The following is a 23545-nucleotide window of genomic DNA, read 5'->3' on the forward strand; positions in this document are numbered from 1 at the left end:
ATCCCTCTCGAGGAGAGACTGCAATAGGCAGCTGGTTAGGCAAGCCTGACGTAGCGTCAAATGCGCCATCGACCAGAAAACTGCGGTCTCGCAGTATGGTTTTAGCGGGATTTTGAACGGGTGCACTGACCAGAGTGTTATCGCTCCTGTCGATGATCAACGCGTCTGGTGAATGCCTGTTCATTGGGGTTCGAGATTTACCGTCGCGCCATCGTGACAGCAATCCGCAAACGCCAGAATGACTTTGTGATCGGGCTGCCATGTCCGCGGTGTGGAAAATTTGTGCAAATCGAAACGGAATGATAAGGACCGGAGAAATTGGAACCAAATAAGGGATGTTTTTGGATGAGATATTTTTTGCTGACCGCCGCTTCTGCTCTGGCTTTGACTGCCGTCGCCATCGCCCCGGCATCTTATGCGCAGACCGGTGAAACCGCGACCCAGGCGAAGGAGGATATCAACAGCCAGTTATCGGCATTTTTCAAAGATTATGATGATCAGGAACTGGCTCATTCCTTTATGTCCAAAGCCTATCGCGGCATAAGGGATGCTGACTATGGCAAATGGGACGATCCGAGCGACGCCGCTGAAGTAGCGCAATATGAACGCGGCCAAATGGCGCGCGCACAGATGGAAAAGGAATTTTCCAAAGATCAATTGAGCGAAGCCAGCCAGCTGAGCTATCGTCTGTTTCAGGCGCGGGCCGAGCGTTCCAGCAACGCCTTTCCGTTCCGCCACAATGCCTATATTTTTGACCAGATGAATGGCGCACAAAGCCAGATTCCGGCATTCATGATCAACATTCATCAGGTGTCGAACAAAACGGAAGCGGAAGCCTATGTCAGCCGCCTTGATGCAGCAGGTCCGTTGATTGAGTCTCTGGTTGTCCAGTCGGCCGAGCGGGCGGACGACGGCATCATCGTTCCGGACTGGGTGTTTCCCTATGTGATAGCCGACGCCAAAAATGTGATCAGCGGCGCGCCTTTCGGTGAAGGCGATGACTCTCCCATTTTTGCTGATCTCAAAAAGAAGGTGATGGCTCTCGATATTTCCGATGCGGAAAAATCCGAGCTGGTCGCGGGTGGCACAGCGGCGCTGAACAATAGCCTTAAGCCGGCTTACGAGAAATTGATTGTCGAGATGGAACGTCAGCAGGCAAAGGCGGTCGAAGGTGACGGTATCTGGCGGTTCAAGGACGGCGCTGCTTATTATGCCGAGCGGCTGAACAATTACACGACCACCGATCTGACGGCGGACGAAATCCATCAAATCGGTCTCGAGAATGTCGAGCGGATTCACGGGCTCATGCGCAAAATCATGACTGATGTCGGCTTCGACGGTGACCTGCAGGATTTCTTCCAGCATTTGCGGACCGGCGATGAATTTTATTATGACACACGCGAGGCCTATCTGGCGGATGTCGACAGCAAGCTGGCGGCGATGACAGCGAAGCTCCCCGAATTTTTCAACACCTTGCCCAAAGCGCCATTGATCATCAAACCGGTCGAGGCGTTTCGCGAGAAATCAGCGGGCAAGGCATTTTATAACAGCCCTGCTGCCGATGGTTCACGCCCCGGTACCTATTACGTCAATCTCTACAATTTGCGCAGCATGTCCAAGAACGAACTGGAAGCACTGGCGTTTCACGAGGGGTTGCCGGGTCATCATTTGCAAAGAACAATCCAGACAGAACTTGGTGATTTGCCGCCCTTCCGGAGATTCGGCGGCTGGACCGCCTATACCGAAGGATGGGGGCTCTATTCTGAGGAACTCGGCAAGGATATGGGCTTTTACGAGGACCCGTATAGCGACTTTGGCCGGCTCGGGATGGAATTGTGGCGGGCTTGCCGGCTGGTTGTCGACACCGGCATCCATCACAAGCGCTGGAGCCGCGAGGAAGCCATTCAATATCTGACGGACAATACGCCCAATCCCGAAGGTGATATCCGCAAGGCGATCGAGCGCTATGTCGTCTACCCCGGTCAGGCGACGGCCTATATGATCGGCAAACTCAAAATCATCGAGCTTCGTGGCCGGGCGCAGGAAGCGCTGGGTGACAAGTTCACCATGGGCGAGTTCCATGACGTGATCCTGAAAAGTGGTCCGGTGCCGCTCGATATTATGGAAGAGCGGGTGAACGCCTGGATCGCCTCGAGCAGCTGAGTTGAGGCAGCGATCGGGTGCCATGGCCTGAATAGTCAAACGTTCTGAATGAATCTGTCGTTTTTGTCCAATTAATCGGAGCCACGACATGTGCATAGGGTTGGTGCGACCCGAAGGGCTCTCGCCATCGCCAAGGTGATGGCATGTGGTTCTTTTCCTTATCGGCCTGACTATTCATTTAGTCAGGCCTTTTTTTTTAACTTTGTTTTTTTTAACTATGTTTTCGGGCTATAAAGGCGCATCGGTGTGTAATCTGCGCTTGGGGGGAGGGTAGATCGAGGGGTCGTAACTTGGTTAGTTTGAGATATTTTGCGCCTGCAGAGGATGTCCGGGATCTAGTCTCGGTCTATTATCTGTTCGAGGTGGATCAGGCACGTTTTGCCGATAACGAGCGAGCGGCGATCGCGCAATTGCGCTTTCTTCTGGAAGGCAGCGCGGTCATCAGTTTCGCAGATGGTAGCCGTTTTCCGGCCGAAGATGCGATGTTGCAGGGACCGTCGACGGGGGCGATGCATTTTGACGTGACCGGGCCGTTCCGGATGTTCGGAGTGGGCATATTGCCAGCGGGCTGGGCAATCTCCACGCGAAAATCGGCAGCGGACTATACCGATCGGGCGGTTAAGGCCGCCGAGGTGTTCAGCCAGGAAATCGACAAAAATCTTGAATATTTCCGGGGATGCAAGACCCCGGAAGAGATGGTGGCCTGGGCGGACAAGATCTACCGGGCACTGAAACCGCGCCTGAAGCCGGAAACGGCTGCATTCACCAAGATGATCGACGAATGGCTGTCGTCGGAACCCTCGCCGCCGGTCGGCCGGCTGATGGAACAGTCGACGCAAAGCTCTCGGCAGGTTCTGCGCACGGTGAACAAGCTCTACGGCATGCCACCCAAATATCTGGCGCGCAAATATCGCGCATTGCGTGCGGCCCGGGCCTATGCCGAACATAATGAAGAAGAGCTGATCGAGCTGATCGATGCCTTTTACGATCAGTCGCATATGATCCGCGAAGTGAAATTCTTCGCCGGTGTGACCCCGACCCAGCTTCGCGTCGGCGAGGGCGAAACCGCCCGGCTGATCGACCAGCGCGGTGATCTGAAGGGCAAGATTGCACCGCTCACTTCCGATACGTGATTGGAAGAATTGGAAGCATGTTTTTGCTTTTTTCAAACCGCTTGAAGCCGCGCTGCGCTTGCAATGTTGGATAAATGAGACTAAATCAGTCTTGTTTAGTTTTTAACCCCCAGCGATTCGAGAAATATGCGCCTTTCCAACCTTGCCGACTATGCCGTAGTCCTGATGTCCGCCGCCGCGCGCCATTGTGGTGCTGCGCTGCTCGCGGAAGGCAAGCTCAACGCAACCAAGCTCTCGCAGGAAACCGGCGTCCCGCTGCCCACGGCTAAAAAACTGGTTAGCCGCTTGACCGCCGCTGGCCTGTTCGAATCGACCCGCGGCATCGGCGGTGGCATCCGGCTCGCCCGACCACCGTCATCAATCAGCCTTGCTGATATTGTCGAGGCAGTCGAAGGCCCGTTGGCGATCACCTGCTGCACGATCGACGGCAATCATGATTGCGTGCTGGAGAGTGGTTGTACAGTGAAACCCCATTGGGGCGTGATTAATCGGACGATCCGCGAAGCGCTGGACGATGTCAGCCTGGCCAGCCTGTCGGATTTGCCTTCAACAAACATGAACCATCGTTCGTCTCGAGTGAAATCGAGAGACGGTGACAGCGGGCGGAGTGTCTCGACTTCGCTCGACACGAACGGGATAATGCTATGAGTGATTCAGTCAAAACCTCTGACTATGACGCAGAACGCACGGAAATGAATGCCGAAGCGCAGGAAGCGGTCGACAAGGCGAGTGCCTATGAATTCGGCTGGTCGTCGGACATCGAACAGGATTTCGCGCCCAAGGGTCTGAACGAAGACACGGTGCGGTTCATTTCCGACAAGAAGGGCGAGCCCGAGTGGATGCTCGACTGGCGTCTCAAGGCTTTCCGCCAGTGGGAAAAGATGGAATCGCCGGACTGGGCGAAGCTGGAAATCCCGATGATCGATTATCAGGACGCTTATTATTACGCCGAGCCCAAGGCCAAGGAAAAGCTGGGTTCGCTCGACGAAGTCGATCCGGAAATCCTGCGCATCTATGAAAAGCTCGGTATACCGATCGAGGAGCAGAAGGTCCTCGCCGGCGTCGAAGGCGCGCGCAAGGTTGCCGTGGACGCGGTGTTTGACAGCGTGTCGGTGGCGACCACCTTCCGCAAGGAACTGGAAGATGCGGGCGTGATTTTCCGCTCGATTTCGGAAGCGATCAAGGAATATCCCGAACTGGTCAAAAAATATCTCGGCAAAGTTGTGCCGATGCACGACAATTATTTCGCCACGCTCAATTGCGCCGTGTTTAGCGACGGCACCTTTGTCTATATCCCCAAGGGTGTGAAATGCCCGATGGAGCTCAGCACCTATTTCCGGATCAACGCGGAAAATACCGGTCAGTTCGAGCGGACATTGATTGTCGCCGAAGCAGGCTCTTACGTCTCCTATCTCGAAGGCTGCACCGCACCGATGCGCGACGAGAATCAGCTGCACGCTGCCGTGGTGGAACTGGTCGCGATGGATGATGCGGAGATTAAATATTCGACCGTGCAAAACTGGTATCCCGGCGACGAGAACGGCAAGGGCGGCATCTATAATTTCGTCACCAAGCGCGGGCTCTGCCAGGGCAAGAACAGCAAGATCAGCTGGACCCAGGTCGAGACCGGCAGCGCGGTGACGTGGAAATATCCGAGCTGCGTCCTCAACGGCGAGGGCAGCGTTGGCGAATTTTATTCCGTCGCGCTGACCAACAATTATCAGCAGGCCGATACCGGCACCAAGATGATCCACAATGGCAAGAACACCCGTTCGACGATCATCTCCAAAGGCATCAGCGCCGGTCACAGCGACAACACCTATCGCGGTCTGGTGCGGGTTGGACCCAATGCGGAAAATGTCCGCAATTTCACCCAGTGCGACTCATTATTGCTCGGCGACCAGAGCGGCGCGCATACTGTGCCCTATATCGAGGTCAAGAATCCGACCGCGACGATCGAGCATGAAGCGACGACCAGCAAGATCAGCGACGACCAGATGTTCTACGCCCAGCAACGCGGGCTGGATGCAGAAGCGGCGGTGAGCCTGATCGTCAACGGCTTTGCCAAGGAAGTGCTCAAGGAACTGCCGATGGAATTTGCGGTCGAAGCGCAGAAATTGCTGGCGATTTCGCTGGAAGGTTCGGTCGGGTGATAGGCGTCGAGCTCCGAGGTTGCACCCGCTCAGGACAAAACCATAAAATTCGTAATTGAAAAGAAACCAAATGCTAAAAATTGAAAATCTCCACGCCACAGTCGGCGACACCGAAATCCTCAAGGGGCTTTCGCTCGAACTAAACGCGGGCGAAATCCATGCGATCATGGGGCCCAATGGGGCCGGTAAGTCGACACTGGCTTATGCGCTCGGCGGACGGCCCGGTTATGAAGTGACCGCAGGCAGCGCGAGTTTTGACGGACAGGATTTGCTCGCGCTCGATCCGCATGAGCGGGCCGCGGCGGGTATCTTCCTCGGCTTCCAATATCCGGTCGAAATTCCCGGCGTTTCCAACCTGCAGTTTCTGCGCGAGAGCCTGAATGCACAGCGGCTGGCGCGTGGCGAAGAGGCGCTCAATGGTGCCGAGTTTATCAAGCTCGCCAAGGAAAAGGCGGCGCTGCTCAAGATGGACATGGATATGCTCAAGCGCGCGGTCAATGTCGGTTTCTCCGGCGGCGAGAAAAAGCGTAACGAGATGGTCCAGATGGGCATTCTCGATCCCAAGCTGGCGATTCTCGACGAGACCGACAGCGGCCTCGACATCGACGCGCTGCGCACCGTGGGTTCGGGTATCAACGCGATCATGCGCAAGCCCGACAAGGCGGTGTTGCTGATCACCCATTATCAACGCCTGCTCGACGAAGTGAAGCCGGATTTTGTTCACGTGCTGGCGGACGGCCGGATTGTGAAGACCGGTGGACCGGAACTGGCGCTTCAGCTTGAGAATGAAGGCTATGAAGCGATCGCGGAGGCGGCATGATGTTACGCGCTAACTCTTTCCTCCCTGTGTCCGCAGGACATGGGGAGGTGGCACGCCATCGGCGTGACGGAGGGGCGGTTCGCGCATTACCCCTCCACCATGCTTCGCATAGCCCCCCTCCCCATGCCTTCGGCACAGGGAGGAAAATATGACCGCTCCGCTCCCTACGCGTCGTGACGAGAGCTGGCGCTACGCCGATCTCAAAGCGCTTGAAACCGTTTGGGCGAAGCTCGACGGACCAGAGAAAATCAATGTGCCGGCAGGTGAAACTGTTTCGCGGCAGATTGCCGAACTGCCGGTGATCGACGGCGTTGGCATGATCGATCTCGATGTCACCATTGGCGACAATGCGACGTTCAACATCCATGTGTTGGCGCATAATGCCGACTATGGCCGGATTCAGGTCAAGGCGACTTTGGGCAATGGCTCGCATTTTGAACTGGGCGGCGCGATTCTCGGGTCGGGCAAGCAGACGCTGGAAATCGTTACCGAGACGATCCACGCCGAACCCAATGCGACTTCCAACCAGGTGGTGCGCTCGGTCCTGGCGGATACGGCGACCGGAAGCTTCCTCGGCAGCATCAACGTGGCCCGCCACGCCCAGAAAACCGATGCGGCGCAGTCGGTCAAATCGATGCTGCTCGATCGCGGCGCGACCGCCAACGCGAAGCCCGAGCTGGAGATTTTCGCCGATGATGTGAAATGCGCCCATGGCGCGACCGTTGGCGAGCTCGACAAGCAGGCTTTGTTCTACCTGGCTTCGCGCGGCCTGCCGCCGACGCTGGCGAAGAAGCTGATGCTGCAGGCGTTTATTGCCGATGCATTTGTTTCGGTTGATGATGATGCGGTGCGGGACGCGATTGAAGGCAAGGCGCTTGAGGTATTGGAGGCTTTGTCGTGAGCGAGAGCAGCTCTCTTCCGTTCGTGTCGAGCGAAGTCGAGAAGCCGGTTGTGGCCGGTAGCGGTGTCTCGACTGCGCTCGACACGAACGGTGTTGCGGCATCTTATCGTGCCGATTTTCCCGGTGTCGGCGCCGACTGGCACTATCTCGACTCCGCAGCCACCGCGCAGAAACCAAAGGCCGTACTAGACGCCATCGCGCGCGCCTACGGCCCGGATTACGCCACCGTCCACCGCGGTGTCTATGCGCGCTCCGCCAATATGACGCTTGCCTATGAAGCCGCGCGCAAACGGGTGGCGGGCTTTCTCGGCGCTGCATCCGAGAATGAAATCGTCTTCACCAGTGGCGCGACCGACAGTATCAATCTGGTCGCCGAAAGCTGGGGTAACAAGTATATCTCCAAGGGTGACCGGATCATGCTGTCGCAGCTGGAGCATCATTCGAATATCGTGCCTTGGCAGATGCTGGCCGAGCGGGTGGGGGCGCATATCGATGTCGCGCCGCTGACCGGTGATGGCCAGATTGATCTCGACTGGATCGAAGATCATCTGACCGAACAACACAAGCTGGTCGCGCTGGCGCATGTTTCCAACGTGCTCGGGTCTTTGCTCGACGCGAAACGGGCTGCGGCTATTGCGCACAAGGTTGGCGCGAAACTGTTGCTCGACGGCTGTCAGGCCGCGCCGCGGCTGCCGGTTGATGTGCAGGACCTCGGTTGCGACTTTTATGTATTCTCCGGCCACAAGATTTACGGACCGACGGGCATTGGTGCTTTGTGGGCGCCTTACGAAACACTCGAAGCCATGCCTCCCTGGAAGGGCGGCGGGTCGATGATTGATCGCGTGTCTTTTGACGGCACCACCTATGCGCCGCCACCGGGTCGCTTTGAGGCGGGGACGCCGCATATTGTTGGCGTGGTCGGGCTGGATGCAGCGATCCAATATGTCGAAAGTATCGGTCTTGATGTGATTTCCGAGCATGAAAATGCTACCCTAGCCAAGGCGCGCGAAGCCTTGTCCGGGATCAACTCGGTGCGGGTTTTTGGCCCGGACAAGAGCATGGGCATATTAAGTTTCGCGGTCGGCGACGTGCATCCGCATGATGTCGCCACTATATTGGATGAAGGCGGCGTTGCGATACGCGCCGGCCATCATTGCGCGCAGCCGTTGATGGACTATCTCGGCGTACCGGCGACGGCGCGGGCGAGTTTCGGGATTTACAGTGATGACAATGATGTCGCCGCTCTGGTGGACGGCATCAATCGGGTCAGAAAGATTTTCGGGTAAGGTGACGATATGAACGAAGAACGCAAAATATTGGTGGAAGAAGTCAAGTCGGTCGAAAAGCCGAAACTGGCGAAGGTTGAGGATGCGGTGGATATTCCCACGGAAAAGCCGGCCCCGGTGATGGCACCTTCGCCCTATGAAGCGGAAACCGACGCGGCAAAGCTCAATCGCAAGAAGGATTATCTTGAGGGCTTTCTGGCGCAGAAGCCAGCCGAGACCCCTGCTGGCGAAGCCGGTGGCGATGTTTACGAGGCAGTGATCGATACGCTCAAATCCATTTTTGACCCGGAAATTCCGGTGAATATCTATGATCTCGGCCTGATTTATGGCGTCGAGATTACGCCGGATAATCACGCGATTGTGACCATGACACTGACCACGCCGCATTGCCCGGTCGCCGAATCCATGCCCGGCGAGATCGAGCTGCAAGTCGGCAGCGTGCCCGGCGTCGGCCACGCCGAAGTCAATCTCGTCTGGGACCCGCCATGGGACCCGCAGAAGATGAGCGACGAAGCGAAGCTTGAACTGGGGATGTTGTAATATAAAGCCCTCTCCCCTTCAGGGGAGAGGGTCGGGAGAGGGGGGTGTTCACCATGACTCTCCCTCCCTTGATCCCTCCCCTGAAGGGGAGGGAGAATTTGGAGCAAGAATATGACCGAGACAAAAACCAAGACCCGCGAAATACCCGCCGCGATCATCCTGACGCCCGGCGCGGAGCAGCGCATAGCCGACCTGATGGCCAAAGCGCCAGAAGACGCGATCGGCGTAAAGCTATCCACCCCGCGCCGCGGCTGCTCGGGCCTGGCCTATTCGGTCGATTATATCACCGAGGAAGTCCCGTTCGACGAGAAGATCGTCACCCCCGGTGGGCTGTTCTACGTCGATGGCGGATCGGTGCTCTACCTGATCGGCAGCACGATGGACTGGGTGGAAGATGATTTCACCGCTGGCTTTGTGTTCGAGAATCCGAACGCCAAGGGTGCTTGCGGGTGTGGGGAGAGTTTCACGGTTTAGGTGTTTTGCCAGACACAGTAGCAAATAAAAAGACCCCGATGTGAAAACACCGGGGTCTTTTTATTTCTTATTTCGTCATCCTGAACTTGGTTCAGGATCTCATGCGGTTCGCGCCAGCCTCTCGAGGGATGCTGAAACGAGTTCAGCATGACGAGTGGGGCGTGGCACCGCGCTGGCTTCAAACCTTCGAAGTCAGTTCCGGCACCGCATCAAACAGATCCGCAACCAGTCCGATATCCGCAACCTGGAAAATCGGCGCGTCTTCGTCCTTGTTGATCGCGACGATGATCTTGCTGTCTTTCATGCCTGCGAGATGCTGGATCGCGCCGGAGATGCCGATGGCGATATAGACTTCCGGAGCGACGATCTTGCCGGTCTGGCCGACCTGATAGTCGTTCGGGACATAGCCCGCATCGACTGCGGCGCGCGAGGCACCGATGCCGGCGCCGAGCTTGTCTGCCAGTGGCGTGATCACTTCTTCGAACTTCTCGGACGAACCCAGAGCGCGACCGCCGGAGACGATGATTTTTGCGCTGGTCAGTTCAGGCCGTTCGGATTTGGCGATTTCTTCGCTGACGAAGCTGGACAGGCCAGCATCGCTGGCGCCGCCAACGGCTTCAATCGTGCCGGAGCCGCCTTCGGTTGCCGCTTTGTCAAAAGCCGTGCCGCGAACGGTGATGACTTTCTTGGCATCGGAAGATTTGACCGTAGCAATTGCGTTGCCGGCGTAGATCGGCCGGGTGAACGTGTCTTCGCTTTCGACCGAGAGAATGTCGCTGATCTGCATGACGTCGAGCAAAGCTGCGACGCGCGGAGCGATATTCTTGCCGGTGGTGGTCGCTGGCGCGAGCAACGCGTCATGCGTTTCCATCAGGCTGGCGATCAGCGGTGCGGCATTTTCCGCAAGCTGATGTTCCAGCGAGGCATCGTCGGCAACGTGGACGGTGGCAATACCGGCAACCTTGGCAACCTGTTCGGCAACGCTGCCGCAGCCGGAGCCGATGACCAGAGCGTGGACTTCGCCCAGTTGCGACGCGGCGGTGACAACAGCCAGCGTCGCGTCTTTCATATTCGTGTTGTCATGTTCTACGAGTACAAGAGTTTTCATCAGATCGCTCCCACAGCTTTGAGTTTCGCGACCAGCGCATCGACGTCTTCGACCTTTTCACCAGCCTGGCGAACCGGGGGCTCGGTGACGGTGATGGTGGTCAGACGCGGGCTGATGTCGACGCCATAATCGGCTGGCGTTTTCTCATCCATCGGCTTTTTCTTTGCCTTCATGATATTCGGCAGCGACGCATAGCGCGGTTCGTTGAGGCGCAGGTCGGTGGTGACCACGGCGGGCAGGTTCAGCTTGACCGTCTGCAGGCCGCCATCGATTTCGCGTTTGACGGTGATGCTGTCGCCATCAATATCGATTTCATTGGCGAAGGTACCTTGGCCCCAGCCGAGCAAGGCTGCGAGCATCTGGCCGGTCTGGTTCGAATCGTCATCGATTGCCTGCTTGCCGGTGATGACCAGCTTCGGTGCTTCTTCTTCGACGATCTTCGCGAGGATTTTGGCGACTGCGAGCGGTTCGACTTCTTCGTCGGTCACTACCAGAATTGCCCGGTCCGCGCCCATGGCGAGTGCGGTACGCAGCGTTTCCTGTGCCTTTTGCGGCCCAACCGAAACGGCGATGATTTCTTCTGCCTTGCCAGCCTCTTTCAGGCGGATCGCTTCTTCGACGGAGATTTCGTCAAACGGGTTCATCGACATTTTGACATTGGCGAGATCGACGCCGCTGCCGTCGGATTTGACCCGCGGTTTCACGTTATAATCTATGACCCGTTTTACGGGTACCAGGATTTTCATTGCTGTTTCCTTTTTTTAAATTTCACTACGCGATTAACTTACGTTCACGTAAACGTCAAGTTTTTGCGCTGCGGTGCAGCAAATGCTTAGCCCCTCTCCTTTAGGGGAAGGGTTGGGGTGGAGCAGTCGGTCCTGTCGCTTGCGCGAGCGATGCATGCGCATCACCACCACCCCTTGATCCCCTCCTCTGAAGAGGAGGGGAGAATTCTATTCAGGCTGCTGCTTTAACCTGTGCAACAATCTTCTTTGCTGCATCGCCCAGATCATCGGCCGATACGATTGGCAGACCGCTGTTGGCCAGGATTTCCTTGCCCTTCGCAACGTTGGTGCCTTCCAGTCTAACGACCAGCGGCACATCTAGTTCCACTTCCTTCGCCGCGGCAACAATACCATCGGCAATGATGTCGCATTTCATGATGCCGCCAAAGATGTTGACGAGAATGCCTTCGACCGCAGGATCGGCGAGAATGATCTTGAATGCTGCGGTGACCTTTTCCTTGGTCGCGCCGCCGCCAACGTCGAGGAAGTTGGCAGGAAAGGCGCCATTGAGCTTGATGATATCCATCGTCGCCATCGCCAGACCGGCACCATTGACCATGCAGCCGATATTGCCGTCGAGCTTGATATAGGCGAGATCGGATTTGCTGGCTTCGACTTCTGCCGGATCTTCTTCGGTTTCGTCGCGCAGCGCGGCGATATCGGGATGGCGCATCAGCGCATTGCCGTCGAAACTCATCTTGGTGTCGAGCACGATCAATTGCTGATCCTCGGTCACCACCAGCGGGTTGATCTCGACCATCTCGCAATCCATCGCCATGAAGGCTTCATAAAGCTTCTTGCCGAGCTTCTGCGCCTGCTTGTTCAGGTCGCCGTCCAGCCCCAGCGCGAAAGCAATGGTGCGTCCGTGATGCGGCATGAAGCCCTGCGCCGGATCAATGGTGATCGTCTTGATTTTTTCTGGCGTGCTATGCGCGACTTCCTCGATATCCATACCGCCTTCGGTGGAAACGACGATTGCAACGCGGCCACTGGCCCGGTCGACCAGCATCGAGAGGTAGAATTCTTTCTCGATATCGACGCCGTCGGTGACATAGAGGCGGTTGACCTGCTTGCCAGCGTCGCCGGTCTGGATCGTGACCAATGTGTTGCCGAGCATTTCTTCTGCATTGGCACGCACTTCGTCGATCGATTTCGACAGCCGCACGCCGCCTTTGGCATCCGGACCCAGTTCCTGATATTTGCCCTTGCCGCGTCCACCTGCGTGAATCTGGGCCTTGACCACATAAAGCGGTCCGGGAAGCTTTTCGGCCGCGGCGACTGCTTCTTCAACGGAGAGCGCGGCATAGCCGGCAGGAACGGCGATGCCGTGTTTGGCAAGCAGTTCCTTGCCCTGATATTCGTGGATGTTCATGGGAAGGGTAAGCACCTTTCAAAATGGAGGTCTTGAGTCTCAAGACAAGCGATTAATTTGGCACGGCTAAAGCACAGTCAGGTCCCTATTTCCACCCTGTTTCGTGATAATTATCAGATGTCCTAGTCTGTTCCCCGACATAGCATCGACCGCAACCGGAAATGTTCACGAGAATCGGGAAAATCGCCGGAACATAGCTAAAAAATTCGACTCTCCGGAATATATGCCCTTAAGCCCAGCGCTTTTACAGCGGCAGCCGCATGGCGCAGCGCCGATCGCCGGGAAGGCCGTTCTCGACTTCCGCCTTGAGTATGTCCGCGAGTCGTTCCGGCAGCGCGTTCTCTTCCAGCGTCTGATAGCCCAGCTTCTGGTAAAATAGCTCGTTGAAAGGCAGGTCTCGAAAAGTTGTCAGGGTGAGAGCGGCCAAGCCGTTTTCCTTCGCATATTCTTTGGCTGTCTCCAGCAAACGTCGACCGACGCCTTTGCCTTGCTGCCCATCCTCGACCGACAGTTCGACTATATGTAACGCATCGCCGTATGTTGCCGTTGTGACGAACCCGATACAGCGCTTTCCCGCCGTCGCTACCCAGACTGTGTCTTCATCAATGTAGGACCGGTGTAGTTCAGCGGACATTACCGTGTCGCCGGCGATCCACTCCAAGCCAGCTATGGTCAGAAAAGCCTTGGCTGCCGATCTCTCTATATCCGGCAATAACGCTGCATCATCGACGGTCGCTAGTCGAATGGAAATGCCGGACATCTTTGCGTCGCGCCTATTTAACCGCGCAGATTAGCCCGGATGACGTGACTACGCCGACGATTTCCGGATCCTGGAGCGAGCGGGTCTGTTTGACGAATTCCTTGAACGTCACATCGCCCGGATTGCGTTTCTTGAGCTTGCCGAGACCATTTAGCTTGCCCAGTTGCCCGAGGGATAGCCGATCAACCATCCGGTCCGCCATGCAGGCCGATATCGGCGCAGAAAGTCCTGCGCTCATCAACCCGTTGCGCACCCGGGTTTCGGGGGTTGCGCAACCGGCAAGTGCCGACAGCGCTATCACCCCCCAAATCATCCGGTTCGCGTTCATTTCTTGGATTTCGCCAGTTCAATGGCTTCGAGTATGACGCGCTTGGCATCGTCAGCATCGCCCCATTTGCCAACCCGGACCCATTTTTCTGGCTCTAGGTCTTTATAATGGGTGAAGAAATGCTCGATCTGTTGCATCACGATTTCGGGCAAATCATTGCCTTCGTCGATCTTGCGATAATATGGGAATGTCGCGTCGATCGGCACGCAAAGCAATTTTTCATCACCGCCATGTTCGTCTTCGAGGTTGAGCACCGCGATCGGACGGCAGCGCACGACGCAGCCTGGCATGAAGGGCGAACGCGCTACAACCAGCGCATCTAGCGGATCACCATCGGGCGACAAAGTGTGCGGAACGAAGCCGTAATTGGCCGGATAGCGCATCGGAGTGTGCAGGATACGATCGACGAACAGCGCGCCGGATGCCTTGTCGAATTCATATTTGACGGGTTCGCCACCAACTGGAACTTCAATGACGACGTTCAGGCTTTCTGGCGGGTTATCGCCAATCGGAATTTTGTTAATATCCATGGAAAAGGGATTCCTTATCTGGTTTTCGGTTGCAACAGACGGTCTATGCCGCTTTCTTGATCAACACCCTCTCCGGTGATTTTCTCGAGCGCCGGATAGCGCAGGCCACCGGAATGGTCGACCATAAAGTTATGATAGGCCTCACCATTTTTCGCAAAAATTTCGATTGTACCTTCTGCCCCGCGATTTTCCTCGACCGCCTGTTTCAGCGCTTCGTCGCTATAGGCCTTGCCATTGACCGCCGAGATGGTGAGGCCGGGTTTGAGGCCTGCCTTGAAGGCCGGGCTGTCCCAGATCACCGATTTTATAGTCCCCTTGCCGCCCATGATCAGACCGATGCTGTAGCTTAGATCGAGCTGTTTCCGGCGCTTGTCATTGGCCAGAATATAGGCGCTCGGCGTGTCGACATAGACAAGCCGATAGCCGCCGAGAACGAGACCGTTTTTGGGTGCTTCTGTGCCGGTCTGGTAAACCCGCTCTTCAATGAATTCGGCCCAGTCATAGGGTTGGACCTTATTGAGGGCAGCGATGACATCCGACCGTTCATAAGTGACCACACCCCAATCGCCATTTTTGCCGCCGAAAAAGTCCCGCGCAAAATTCTCCAGCGATTTTTTACCGCCTGATTCCCGGCGGATGATCTGGTCCGCTTCGAGCCAGACCAGCAAGCCCTCGTTGTAATAATCCTCGGATCGCTGCCAGCTGGTCCAGGGTTTCGGCCGCCGCGCCGCGATGATCGGATCAAGCGTGGTATCAATCAACGGCCGCCAGCTCCGTCCGACCCGCTGGTCGATGCCCGCGGCGATGGCAGCGAGGGCGTCGAGCGTATCCTGCTCCGAATAGAGACCGGACCGTGCGCCGAGCACATAGCCCCAGAATTGCGTCTGTCCTTCGTAGACCCACAGCAGGCTGTCGCGCATCGGTTGCCGGAAATCGGGCGTCCACATGCCGGCGGGACGGCGATATTTGCCATTCCACGCATGGGTCATTTCGTGCGGCAACAGGTTGCGGCGGCCCGGGCCGCTATCCCAGTCGGTGAAATATTCCCGGTCCACGCCATTTTCGGATGAGCGGTGATGCTCCAGACCAATGCCGCCCATCTCCTCTGTGAGCGCGAGCAAAAAATCGTACCGGTCATAGGGGTGGCTGCCGAACAGCGCTTCGGCTTCCTTGACCAGTTTTATATGCGGAGCGAGTTGGGCCTTTTTAGGCTTCAGGAATTTTGCGTCATCCGCGACGATGTTGAGATGGACCCGGCTGGTCAGCTGATGGGTCTGGAAATATTGTCCGGCGAAAACCGGGCTGTCTACCAAAGTATCATAGTCGGTTTTTTCATAGGCAATCCTGCTACCGGTCCGTGATTTGGGCCGCATGGCGCTCGCGGCCTGCCAGCCATCCGGGTAAATGGCGGTCGCCTCGACCGGAATTTGCCGGACATAATAGCCGGCCGGATATAGCGAAACCTGATGCCAGCGCAGGTTGAGCATGGCTGGTGCCATGACAATGCGGCCATGACTGCTGGTGGTGGCCGAGACAAACTGGAATTTCGCGGTAATCGTGCTGACATTTTCCGGAACCGTCAGATGAAAGGCAAAGACATCGACGTCGTCGCGGACCCACGGTAATATTTCACCATTGGCGGTGAATTCCAGTCCGGTGAGTTTCTCGATCTCGCCGCGCGGCGCGTGATTGCCGGGGAGCCATTCGGGGTAGAGCAAGGTAAGGCGACCGGTTTGGGCCACGGGAATAGTCTGGGTGACACGGAAAATTCCCTGATCATGGTCGCGGGCATCGACTGTCAGGGTCATGGTGCCGGGATAGGCAATATCCTGCGGTGCGGGAATCGTCTCCTGCGGCGCGACATAGCTGGGTTTGCTAAGGCTGTCCGGCATGGCTGCCGCCGTTGTAGAAATGGTGAAGGCCAAGATCAGACCCAATATGCCAACCAGACGCATGCGTAGAAAACCCCTATAGTGACGAGCGAGTCTGAATGGCGCTTTTCGGAACTTTCGTCCAGAGGCTTGCTGGAAATAAGCCACTTCCGCTTTGCCGCTTCACTGGCTAAAGCGCTCCCTATGGCAAAGATACAGACACCCCAGCCCGTACGCGGCACCCAGGATATCTTCGGCGAAGAGCAGGAGCGCTTCCAGCATGTTGTGGAGACGTTTGAACGCGTGCGGCGGCTATACGGATATAAGGGCGTCGAAATGCCGGTGTTTGAACCGACCGCGGTATTCGCCCGTTCGCTCGGCGAAACCACCGATGTCGTCTCCAAGGAAATGTACAGTTTCGAGGATCGCGGTGGCGACAGCCTGACCCTGCGGCCCGAATTTACTGCGGGGATTTCGCGCGCTTTCCTGACCAATGGCTGGCAGCAGCACATGCCGCTCAAACTCTCCGCCCACGGCCCGATATTCCGCTATGAGCGGCCGCAGAAGGGCCGCTACCGGCAGTTTCACCAGCTCGACGCAGAGATTATCGGGGCGGGCGAAGCGGCTGCGGATGTCGAATTGCTTTGTTTCGCCGACCAGCTTCTGCAGGAACTGGGTATTGCCGATGGCGTGACCCTGCAGCTCAATACATTGGGCGACGCGGAAAGCCGGGATGCCTGGCGCGACGCTTTGGTCGAGCATTTTCAGGCGCACCGCAAGGACCTGTCCGAGGACAGTCAGGACCGGCTGGAGCGCAATCCGCTGCGGATTCTCGACAGCAAGGAACGGCAGGACCGCCCGATCGCCGATGCGGCTCCGGATATTGACGCCTATCTGTCGACCGAAGCGAAGGAATTTTTCGCTCAGGTCACCGAAGGGCTGGATGCTTGCGGTGTGGTCTGGACGCGCAACAGCCGTCTGGTGCGTGGGCTGGACTATTATCGCCATACCGCGTTTGAATTTGTCACCGACCGGCTGGGCGCACAAGGTACGGTTCTGGCTGGCGGACGCTATGATGGTTTGATCGAGACTCTCGGTGGCCCCGCGACCCCCGCTGTCGGCTGGGCTGCCGGTATCGAGCGGCTCGGTATGTTGCTGACCGAAGTGCCGGAAGCATCTCTGGAGCTGGCCATCGTGCCGATGGGCGATGAAGCCACGGTCAAGGCGCTGTCGGTGGCGAACGAGCTGCGCAAAACCGGATTTTCAGCCGATATATTCGGAAGCGGAAAGTTCAAGAAACGGATGGCACGCGCCAATCAGGCGGGTGCTTTGGCGGCAATCATCATCGGCGAGGACGAGCTGGCCTCCGGCAAGCTGCAGTTCAAAAATCTAGCTACGGGTGAGCAAACCGGGTTGGACGTTGCGGAAGTCATTGAAAAAATGTGGGATCTGAGATTCACGGATGAGCTTGATGATCTCGACTCCGAACTCCTGTCTTTGGAACAGGATGTAAAGACATCGGGAGACAATGATTGACCGCCATCACCCCCCAGAGACTGGCGCAGATCGAGGCGCGTTTTGCCGAGCTTCAGGCGATGATGGCTTCGGGCGATCTGGACAGCGAAAAATTTGTCGCTGTTTCCAAGGAATATGCCGAAATCGAACCGGTCGCCGAGGCTGCTGCCAATGTGAAATCCCTGCGTGACGAGAAAGACGAGCTCGCCGAAATGCTCGCGGGCGATGACGCCGAGATGAAGGCGATGGCCGCCGACGAGGTCGATGGCGTGAAGAAGGCGCTTGAAAAGGCCGAACATGCGCTCGCGCTGCAGTTGCTGCCCAAGGACAGCGCCGACGACCGGCCCGCGATGCTCGAAATCCGTGCTGGTACCGGCGGTGACGAGGCCGCGCTTTTCGCCGGTGATCTGTACCGCATGTATACGCGCTATGCCGAGGATCAGGGCTGGAAGGTCGAGATGATCTCCGCCAATGCTTCGGAAGTCGGCGGGTTCAAGGAAGTCGTCGCCAATATCCAGGGCAAGGGCGTGTTCGCCAAGCTGAAGTTCGAATCCGGTGTCCACCGGGTGCAGCGCGTGCCGGAGACGGAAAGCGGCGGGCGCATCCACACCTCTGCCGCGACGGTTGCAATTCTGCCGGAGCCGGAAGAAGTCGATATCAAGATCCGCACCGAGGATCTGCGCATCGACACCTATCGGGCGAGTGGCGCCGGTGGCCAGCATGTTAACAAGACCGATAGTGCGATCCGCATCACTCACTTGCCGACCGGTCTGGTTGTGCAATGCCAGGATGGTAAATCCCAGCACAAGAACAAGGCGCAGGCGATGAAGGTGCTGGCGGCGCGGATGTATGAGCAGGAGCGCGATGCCGTGCAAAGCGAGGAAGCCGAAGCACGCAAGTCGATGGTCGGTTCCGGCGATCGTTCGGAGCGTATTCGCACCTATAATTATCCGCAAGGCCGGGTCACCGATCACCGGATCAACCTGACGCTGCACAAGCTGCCCGAAATTATCGAGGGCACGGCGCTGGGTGAAATGGTCGATGCGCTTATCGCAGAGGATGAAGCCAGCCGGCTTGCCAATCTGGATGGGTGATGTCGCCGGTGTTTTGCGCGCAGCGACAAAGATATTAGGCGAAATTTCCGACAGTCCGCGACTCGATGCGGAATTGCTGATGGCGCATGCGCTGAAAATGGAGCGCGCCGATCTGTTGCTGAAACTGCCGGAATTGGCCGCACCGGCTGAGTTTTCTGCGCTGCTCGAACGGCGCCGGCAATCCGAACCGATTGCCCATATCATCGGCACGAAAGAATTCTGGGGGCTCGATTTTATAGTCAGCTCGGATGTCCTGATACCCCGTCCCGACAGCGAATTGCTGATCGGGGAAGCGGTTCGCCTATTTGCAGCACAGCATCCGCAAAGGATATTGGACCTGGGTACGGGCAGTGGTGCGCTATTGCTCGCGGCGCTCAACGAATTTCCCGCGGCCAGCGGCCTGGGTATCGATGCCAGCACCGCTGCGTTGCAAATTGCCCATAATAATGCCGATGCGCTGGGACTGGCCGACCAGTCCAAGTTTCTGCTGCTCGACTGGACGCTGCCAGACTGGACTGGGCCACTCGGTTCCGGTTTCGATCTGGTCCTTGCCAACCCGCCCTATGTCTCGACCAACGCCCAATTGTCTGCGGATGTGGCCGAATATGAACCCCATCGGGCGCTGTTCGCCGGAGAAGACGGAATGGATGATTATCGGATCATCATTCCCGGGCTCGAAAACCTGCTTTCGCCCACCGGAATGGCCTTGCTCGAAATCGGTTTCGATCAAGCGGATGAGGTTTCGGAATTGGCCTCCGACAACGGCTATCATATTGAATTAAAGAAAGATTTGGGAAAAAATGATCGTTTGTTAATCCTCCGGCGGTAAAAAGGGCTTGGTTTTGACGAGGCGAGTCGCTAAGACTTGTACAGGCGCAGATGATTTCTGGCTTTTCCCTAAATCCCTGGCCTGCCCCCAACTTGATAATTTTGCTGGTTTTCGGCGAGAATTTGTCTTGTATGGGCCGCTGTGAACGGGTTGTCTGCAGCGCAATTGCCACCAGCGCGTGGCTATAACTTGAGAAAGACCAAGTTTATAAACGGTATAAGGATACCTAAAATTTGATGAACAATCGTCAGCCTAGCCGCCGTGGACGTGGCCGGAACACCAATAATAATAACCGCCCCCAGGGCAACCGTAGTGGTGGGTCGGACCGCGATAACCGGATCGATAGCCGCGCCCGTGGCAATGCAGCGCAGATGCTCGATAAATTCAAGAAAATGGCGCAGGATGCACAGGTCAATGGCGACCGTGTCCAGGCCGAATATTATCATCAATTCGCCGATCATTATTTCCGGGTCAATGCTGATACCGTGGCTCGCCGCGAAGAACAGCGGATCGCCCGTGAAGAGCCGCGTGGAGACAATCGGTCGGATAATCGGGGTGACAATCGCGGCAATGCTTCAGGCCAGAGCGATTCAAACGACAATGATGGTGACAATGGTCGCGGCCGGCCACAGCAGGTACAGCAAAATCGTCCGCCGCGTGAAGACCGGGACAATCGCGAAAGTCGCGATAATAATAGCGATATAGCAGCGAATGATACGACCGAAGAGAAAAAGCCGGTTCGTAGCCGCCGTCCGCGCAAGGTTGAAACTGTAGCAACCCGCAACGACACAGCGGAGCAGAACGGTGAGTCAAACGGTCTAGATGCCAGCGCTCTGCCGCCAGCGATTTCGCAATCGATCGAGGTCGAAGTTGAAAAGAAACCGGCGCGTAAAAAGCGTGTTCCCAAGCCGAAGCCGGTTGAAGAAGGCGACGCCGCCTAAGACCCGTTTGGCCGGAATCAGATAGCGATGAGTATCCAGCTATGGCTGGCGCTCATCGCGAAACTGCGGCCAATCGGACGTTCATCGCAGGCCCGGTCAACAGCGGCGCTGCGATTATGGGGCGTCCAGTCCCTCAATGGCTGCTGCCAGCCAGCCGGGGAGATCAAGCCCTTTCAAATCGTCGACGCGCCGATGTTCAACCGACAGATCATCGGCGGGATAGGCGATACGCTGGCGCTTTTCATCGGCTTGCGCGATCGGGACGACGACCAGTCGCCGGTTGACCTTTTGCCGGTAATTCATCCGTGCGGTATTTTCCTGTCCGACATAGCAGCCCTTGGTAAAGCTGACGCCATTCAGTTCTGCGGCGTTGCATTCAAGCCATAAGGTCTTGTCGCTGCCGAGTTCACAGGTTCCTTCGGTCACGCCGAGCGACAGGCGGTGCTTTCGAAAATCTTCGTCCGCGCTGTCACCGTTGCTCGCGTCTTCCAGCCAGCGGTGGCCCAATGCGGGCAAGCGGGGATCGACCGGCTTGTTTTCAGCTGCCAAAGCCCAGTGAACATTCACCGAATCATCCAGAGCGATCTCGATCTTTCGCCTTAACCGATAGAGTTTCAGGCGGCGGACAAGTCCCTCGGCCTGCTCCTTCTCGCAGTCGATCAATATATCATCGCCTTCGGCCCACAGGAAGAAATCGAACAGCACTTTCCCCTGCGCGGTAAGCAGCGCTGCCCATTGGGGCGCGCCTGCTATAACAGCGGTGGTGTCTTGCGTTACCAGCCCTTGCAGAAACTGCCGGATGTCTTCGGACCCGTCCGTTGCCGAGAGGCGGATGACGGCGCGGTCATTAAGTCTGGTTTCGGTCATGGCATTTAGGTAGGGTGTACGAACCGAAAAACCAAGCCTTGCGCGGAGCTATATGACCGATACGATTACTATTCGCCGTCCGGATGACTGGCACGTGCATCTACGCGACGGCGCAATGCTGGAAGCGGTCGCTCCGTTTACCGCGAAACAATTTGGCCGGGCGATCATCATGCCCAATCTTTCGCCGCCGGTGACCAGCGCTGCCAGTGCGGCTGCCTATCGCGACCGGATCATGGCAGCTTTGCCGGCCGGGTCGGATTTCACGCCGCTGATGACCTGCTATCTGACCGATGATGCGGACGCGGATGATATCGCTGCGGGTCACGCAGCAGGAATCTTCACTGCCGCGAAACTCTATCCCGCCAATGCCACGACCAACAGCGCGCACGGGGTGACCGATGTAGCGCATATCATGCCGGTGCTCGAACGGATGCAGGATATTGGCATGCCGCTGCTGGTGCACGGCGAGGTGACCGATGGCGATATTGACATATTTGACCGCGAAGCCGTGTTTATCGAGCGGGTGTTGGAAAAACTGATCGGTGCACTGCCGGACCTGAAAGTCGTGTTCGAGCATATCACGACCGCGCAAGCGGTGCAGTTTGTCGATAGTGCAGGTTCCAACGTTGCGGCAACAATCACGCCGCATCATCTGCATATTAATCGCAATGCCATGTTCACCGGCGGAATTCGTCCCCATGCTTATTGCCTGCCCGTTGCCAAGCGCGAGCTACACCGGCTGGCGCTGCGCAAGGCAGCCACCTCGGGGTCTGCGAAATATTTTCTCGGTACCGACAGCGCGCCGCATGAAATTCACGCCAAGCTATCCGCATGCGGTTGCGCCGGTATTTTCAACGCGCCTTATGCGCTGGAGAGCTATGCCGCGGTGTTCGATGAAGAAGGCGCGCTCGACCGGCTGGAGGGCTTCGCGTCCTTACATGGCCCGCAATTTTACGGCTTGCCGCTCAACGAAGAGCGCGTGACTTTGGAGCGGAGCAGTTTTGTTGTGCCCGACAGTCTCGAAACCGGTGGCTCCACGCTCGTTCCCTTTCACGCGGGTTCCGAACTGGTTTGGCATATCGTTCAGGCCTGACCGGCGATCGCTTTCCGCTCTGCCTTGCCTGCAAGAATATTATCGGTCGAATAGATCGCCAGGCTGATCCAGATCAGCACGAAACAAATGATGTGCGATGGTGTCAGCGCTTCCTTGTAGACCAGCACGCCGACCAGAAACTGGATCGTCGGCGCGAGATAATTCAACAATCCGATAGCGCCGAGGGTCATTTTCTTGACTGCCGAGGCGAATAATAGCAGCGGGATCGCGGTGACGATGGAGCCGCCGATCAACAACAGATCAATCATCCGGTCATCGCCAAGATGCACGCTGGTGGAGGATGGCGCCGCGCCGAAAACCAGCCAGACCAGAAATAGGATGAAGGGAAGGAATAACATCCCCGTCTCGACCGTCAGCCCCACGATCGGTCCGATATCCGCGATCTTGCGGACCAGTCCATAGCTGCTCCATGAAATGGCCAGCGCGAGGCTGATCCAGAGCGTGTCCAGCGCCTGCACGGCCAGAACGGAAACGCCTACGACGGCTATGGCTATGGCAATCCATTTGTTGCGGGAGAGCTTTTCACCGAGAAATAACTTGCCGAGCAAGACGCTGAGCAGCGGACTGATAAAATAACCGAGACTGGCTGCGAGAATATGATCCTCATGCACGGCCCAGACATAGATCAGCCAGTTGGCGGCAATTAGCGAGGCGCTGGCCAGCATCGCCCAACGCAATTTTCGGTCCGCCAGGGCGGCTCCCAGACCAACAAGATTTCTCCGGAAATAGAGGATGACGAGCAACAGTGGTACCGACCAGATGATACGATGCGCGACAACTTCCAGCGCGTCAACGCTTTGCAGCAGCTTGAAATAGACGGGCATCAAGCCCCAGAACAGGCACGCGATCAGTGCCTGTACGAGACCGATTCGGCTGGTGGATGGCGCAGTGGACATAGTTCAGCGATTAAGCTGACCGTGGCCACCGGGCAATCAAGAAATCCTATCCCCGGGAAAACCCG

At 57.0% G+C, this 23545-nt stretch carries 23 protein-coding genes; 14 read left to right on the forward strand and 9 right to left on the reverse strand.

Annotation, left to right across the window (positions count from 1 at the left end):
- Nucleotides 1-345 precede the first annotated feature (345 nt).
- From AAC060_RS01885 to AAC060_RS01925, 9 genes are all read left to right on the forward strand, one after another.
- Nucleotides 346-2163: a DUF885 domain-containing protein gene (locus tag AAC060_RS01885; protein WP_339822293.1), complete on the forward strand. Its 1818-nt coding sequence runs from the start codon at nucleotides 346-348 to the stop codon at nucleotides 2161-2163.
- Between the two features lie 290 nt (nucleotides 2164-2453).
- The gene (locus AAC060_RS01890) at nucleotides 2454-3296 is read left to right on the forward strand and encodes a DUF6597 domain-containing transcriptional factor (RefSeq protein WP_339822296.1); all 843 of its coding nucleotides are present in this window, start codon (nucleotides 2454-2456) and stop codon (nucleotides 3294-3296) included.
- 126 nt (nucleotides 3297-3422) lie between these two features.
- The gene (locus AAC060_RS01895; protein WP_339822299.1) at nucleotides 3423-3944 is read left to right on the forward strand and encodes an SUF system Fe-S cluster assembly regulator; all 522 of its coding nucleotides are present in this window, start codon (nucleotides 3423-3425) and stop codon (nucleotides 3942-3944) included.
- Between the two features lie 44 nt (nucleotides 3945-3988).
- Complete coding sequence (sufB, locus tag AAC060_RS01900; RefSeq protein WP_339823765.1) at nucleotides 3989-5449, forward strand: Fe-S cluster assembly protein SufB; 1461 nt, start codon at nucleotides 3989-3991, stop codon at nucleotides 5447-5449.
- A gap of 70 nt (nucleotides 5450-5519) precedes the next feature.
- A complete protein-coding gene (sufC, locus tag AAC060_RS01905; protein ID WP_339822302.1) occupies nucleotides 5520-6269 on the forward strand; it encodes a Fe-S cluster assembly ATPase SufC in 750 nt (249 codons plus the stop codon).
- Nucleotides 6270-6417: 148 nt separating this feature from the next.
- Nucleotides 6418-7170, forward strand: a complete 753-nt coding sequence (locus tag AAC060_RS01910) for a SufD family Fe-S cluster assembly protein (RefSeq protein ID WP_339822305.1) — start codon at nucleotides 6418-6420, stop codon at nucleotides 7168-7170.
- A 50-nt stretch (nucleotides 7171-7220) separates the two neighbouring features.
- On the forward strand, nucleotides 7221-8456 hold the full coding sequence (locus tag AAC060_RS01915; RefSeq protein WP_339823767.1) for a SufS family cysteine desulfurase: 1236 nt from the start codon (nucleotides 7221-7223) through the stop codon (nucleotides 8454-8456).
- A gap of 9 nt (nucleotides 8457-8465) precedes the next feature.
- Complete coding sequence (locus tag AAC060_RS01920) at nucleotides 8466-8996, forward strand: SUF system Fe-S cluster assembly protein (RefSeq protein ID WP_339822308.1); 531 nt, start codon at nucleotides 8466-8468, stop codon at nucleotides 8994-8996.
- A 111-nt stretch (nucleotides 8997-9107) separates the two neighbouring features.
- A complete protein-coding gene (locus tag AAC060_RS01925; protein WP_339822311.1) occupies nucleotides 9108-9470 on the forward strand; it encodes an iron-sulfur cluster assembly accessory protein in 363 nt (120 codons plus the stop codon).
- 178 nt (nucleotides 9471-9648) lie between these two features.
- On the opposite strand, the gene AAC060_RS01930 is transcribed toward AAC060_RS01925, so the two are convergent.
- From AAC060_RS01930 to AAC060_RS01960, 7 genes are all read right to left on the reverse strand, one after another.
- Nucleotides 9649-10578 carry an electron transfer flavoprotein subunit alpha/FixB family protein gene (locus AAC060_RS01930; protein WP_339822313.1) on the reverse strand — a complete coding sequence of 310 codons (930 nt, stop codon included), beginning with the start codon at nucleotides 10576-10578 and terminating at the stop codon, nucleotides 9649-9651.
- The gene (locus AAC060_RS01935; RefSeq protein ID WP_339692738.1) at nucleotides 10578-11324 is read right to left on the reverse strand and encodes an electron transfer flavoprotein subunit beta/FixA family protein; all 747 of its coding nucleotides are present in this window, start codon (nucleotides 11322-11324) and stop codon (nucleotides 10578-10580) included. The genes AAC060_RS01930 and AAC060_RS01935 overlap by 1 nt, the downstream gene beginning before the upstream one ends.
- A gap of 211 nt (nucleotides 11325-11535) precedes the next feature.
- Entirely contained in the window at nucleotides 11536-12735 is a 1200-nt protein-coding gene (sucC, locus tag AAC060_RS01940) for an ADP-forming succinate--CoA ligase subunit beta (protein ID WP_339822315.1), read from the reverse strand.
- 244 nt (nucleotides 12736-12979) lie between these two features.
- Entirely contained in the window at nucleotides 12980-13495 is a 516-nt protein-coding gene (locus tag AAC060_RS01945; RefSeq protein ID WP_339822317.1) for a GNAT family N-acetyltransferase, read from the reverse strand.
- Between the two features lie 13 nt (nucleotides 13496-13508).
- Complete coding sequence (locus AAC060_RS01950; RefSeq protein ID WP_339822319.1) at nucleotides 13509-13808, reverse strand: hypothetical protein; 300 nt, start codon at nucleotides 13806-13808, stop codon at nucleotides 13509-13511.
- Nucleotides 13809-13819: 11 nt separating this feature from the next.
- The gene (gene ppa, locus AAC060_RS01955) at nucleotides 13820-14353 is read right to left on the reverse strand and encodes an inorganic diphosphatase (RefSeq protein ID WP_339822322.1); all 534 of its coding nucleotides are present in this window, start codon (nucleotides 14351-14353) and stop codon (nucleotides 13820-13822) included.
- Nucleotides 14354-14367: 14 nt separating this feature from the next.
- Entirely contained in the window at nucleotides 14368-16308 is a 1941-nt protein-coding gene (locus tag AAC060_RS01960) for a peptidase M61 (protein WP_339822325.1), read from the reverse strand.
- A 120-nt stretch (nucleotides 16309-16428) separates the two neighbouring features.
- On the opposite strand from AAC060_RS01960, the gene hisS reads away from it, so the two are divergent.
- The 4 genes from hisS (at nucleotide 16429) to AAC060_RS01980 (ending at nucleotide 20603) form a co-directional block, all read left to right on the forward strand.
- Nucleotides 16429-17760, forward strand: a complete 1332-nt coding sequence (gene hisS, locus AAC060_RS01965; RefSeq protein ID WP_339822327.1) for a histidine--tRNA ligase — start codon at nucleotides 16429-16431, stop codon at nucleotides 17758-17760.
- Complete coding sequence (gene prfA / locus AAC060_RS01970) at nucleotides 17757-18833, forward strand: peptide chain release factor 1 (RefSeq protein ID WP_339822329.1); 1077 nt, start codon at nucleotides 17757-17759, stop codon at nucleotides 18831-18833. Before hisS ends, prfA begins: the two co-directional genes overlap by 4 nt.
- Complete coding sequence (gene prmC / locus AAC060_RS01975) at nucleotides 18814-19662, forward strand: peptide chain release factor N(5)-glutamine methyltransferase (RefSeq protein WP_339822332.1); 849 nt, start codon at nucleotides 18814-18816, stop codon at nucleotides 19660-19662. The genes prfA and prmC overlap by 20 nt, the downstream gene beginning before the upstream one ends.
- A gap of 236 nt (nucleotides 19663-19898) precedes the next feature.
- The gene (locus AAC060_RS01980; protein WP_339822335.1) at nucleotides 19899-20603 is read left to right on the forward strand and encodes a DUF4167 domain-containing protein; all 705 of its coding nucleotides are present in this window, start codon (nucleotides 19899-19901) and stop codon (nucleotides 20601-20603) included.
- 114 nt (nucleotides 20604-20717) lie between these two features.
- Here the strand turns inward: AAC060_RS01980 and AAC060_RS01985 are convergent, their stop codons facing one another.
- Nucleotides 20718-21470, reverse strand: coding sequence for a folate-binding protein (locus tag AAC060_RS01985; RefSeq protein WP_339822337.1), 753 nt, complete (start codon nucleotides 21468-21470; stop codon nucleotides 20718-20720).
- 52 nt (nucleotides 21471-21522) lie between these two features.
- On the opposite strand from AAC060_RS01985, the gene pyrC reads away from it, so the two are divergent.
- On the forward strand, nucleotides 21523-22563 hold the full coding sequence (gene pyrC, locus AAC060_RS01990; RefSeq protein ID WP_339822340.1) for a dihydroorotase: 1041 nt from the start codon (nucleotides 21523-21525) through the stop codon (nucleotides 22561-22563).
- On the opposite strand, the gene rarD is transcribed toward pyrC, so the two are convergent.
- On the reverse strand, nucleotides 22554-23480 hold the full coding sequence (gene rarD, locus AAC060_RS01995; RefSeq protein WP_339822343.1) for an EamA family transporter RarD: 927 nt from the start codon (nucleotides 23478-23480) through the stop codon (nucleotides 22554-22556). The two genes, pyrC and rarD, sit on opposite strands and share 10 nt — an antisense overlap.
- Between the last annotated feature and the right edge of the window lie 65 nt (nucleotides 23481-23545).

This window comes from uncultured Parasphingorhabdus sp. (genome assembly GCF_963975555.1).
Taxonomy (GTDB): Bacteria; Pseudomonadota; Alphaproteobacteria; order Sphingomonadales; family Sphingomonadaceae; genus Parasphingorhabdus.

Coding starts and splice junctions, on each gene's coding strand:
- AAC060_RS01885 (WP_339822293.1), top strand. CDS start 346: ATGAGATATTTTTTGCTGACCGCCGCTTCTGCTCTGGCTTTGACTGCC.
- AAC060_RS01895 (WP_339822299.1), top strand. CDS start 3,423: ATGCGCCTTTCCAACCTTGCCGACTATGCCGTAGTCCTGATGTCCGCC.
- sufB (WP_339823765.1), top strand. CDS start 3,989: ATGAATGCCGAAGCGCAGGAAGCGGTCGACAAGGCGAGTGCCTATGAA.
- sufC (WP_339822302.1), top strand. CDS start 5,520: ATGCTAAAAATTGAAAATCTCCACGCCACAGTCGGCGACACCGAAATC.
- AAC060_RS01910 (WP_339822305.1), top strand. CDS start 6,418: ATGACCGCTCCGCTCCCTACGCGTCGTGACGAGAGCTGGCGCTACGCC.
- AAC060_RS01920 (WP_339822308.1), top strand. CDS start 8,466: ATGAACGAAGAACGCAAAATATTGGTGGAAGAAGTCAAGTCGGTCGAA.
- AAC060_RS01925 (WP_339822311.1), top strand. CDS start 9,108: ATGACCGAGACAAAAACCAAGACCCGCGAAATACCCGCCGCGATCATC.
- AAC060_RS01930 (WP_339822313.1), bottom strand. CDS start 10,578: ATGAAAACTCTTGTACTCGTAGAACATGACAACACGAATATGAAAGAC.
- AAC060_RS01935 (WP_339692738.1), bottom strand. CDS start 11,324: ATGAAAATCCTGGTACCCGTAAAACGGGTCATAGATTATAACGTGAAA.
- sucC (WP_339822315.1), bottom strand. CDS start 12,735: ATGAACATCCACGAATATCAGGGCAAGGAACTGCTTGCCAAACACGGC.
- AAC060_RS01945 (WP_339822317.1), bottom strand. CDS start 13,495: ATGTCCGGCATTTCCATTCGACTAGCGACCGTCGATGATGCAGCGTTA.
- AAC060_RS01950 (WP_339822319.1), bottom strand. CDS start 13,808: ATGATTTGGGGGGTGATAGCGCTGTCGGCACTTGCCGGTTGCGCAACC.
- ppa (WP_339822322.1), bottom strand. CDS start 14,353: ATGGATATTAACAAAATTCCGATTGGCGATAACCCGCCAGAAAGCCTG.
- AAC060_RS01960 (WP_339822325.1), bottom strand. CDS start 16,308: ATGCGTCTGGTTGGCATATTGGGTCTGATCTTGGCCTTCACCATTTCT.
- hisS (WP_339822327.1), top strand. CDS start 16,429: ATGGCAAAGATACAGACACCCCAGCCCGTACGCGGCACCCAGGATATC.
- AAC060_RS01980 (WP_339822335.1), top strand. CDS start 19,899: ATGAACAATCGTCAGCCTAGCCGCCGTGGACGTGGCCGGAACACCAAT.
- AAC060_RS01985 (WP_339822337.1), bottom strand. CDS start 21,470: ATGACCGAAACCAGACTTAATGACCGCGCCGTCATCCGCCTCTCGGCA.
- pyrC (WP_339822340.1), top strand. CDS start 21,523: ATGACCGATACGATTACTATTCGCCGTCCGGATGACTGGCACGTGCAT.
- rarD (WP_339822343.1), bottom strand. CDS start 23,480: ATGTCCACTGCGCCATCCACCAGCCGAATCGGTCTCGTACAGGCACTG.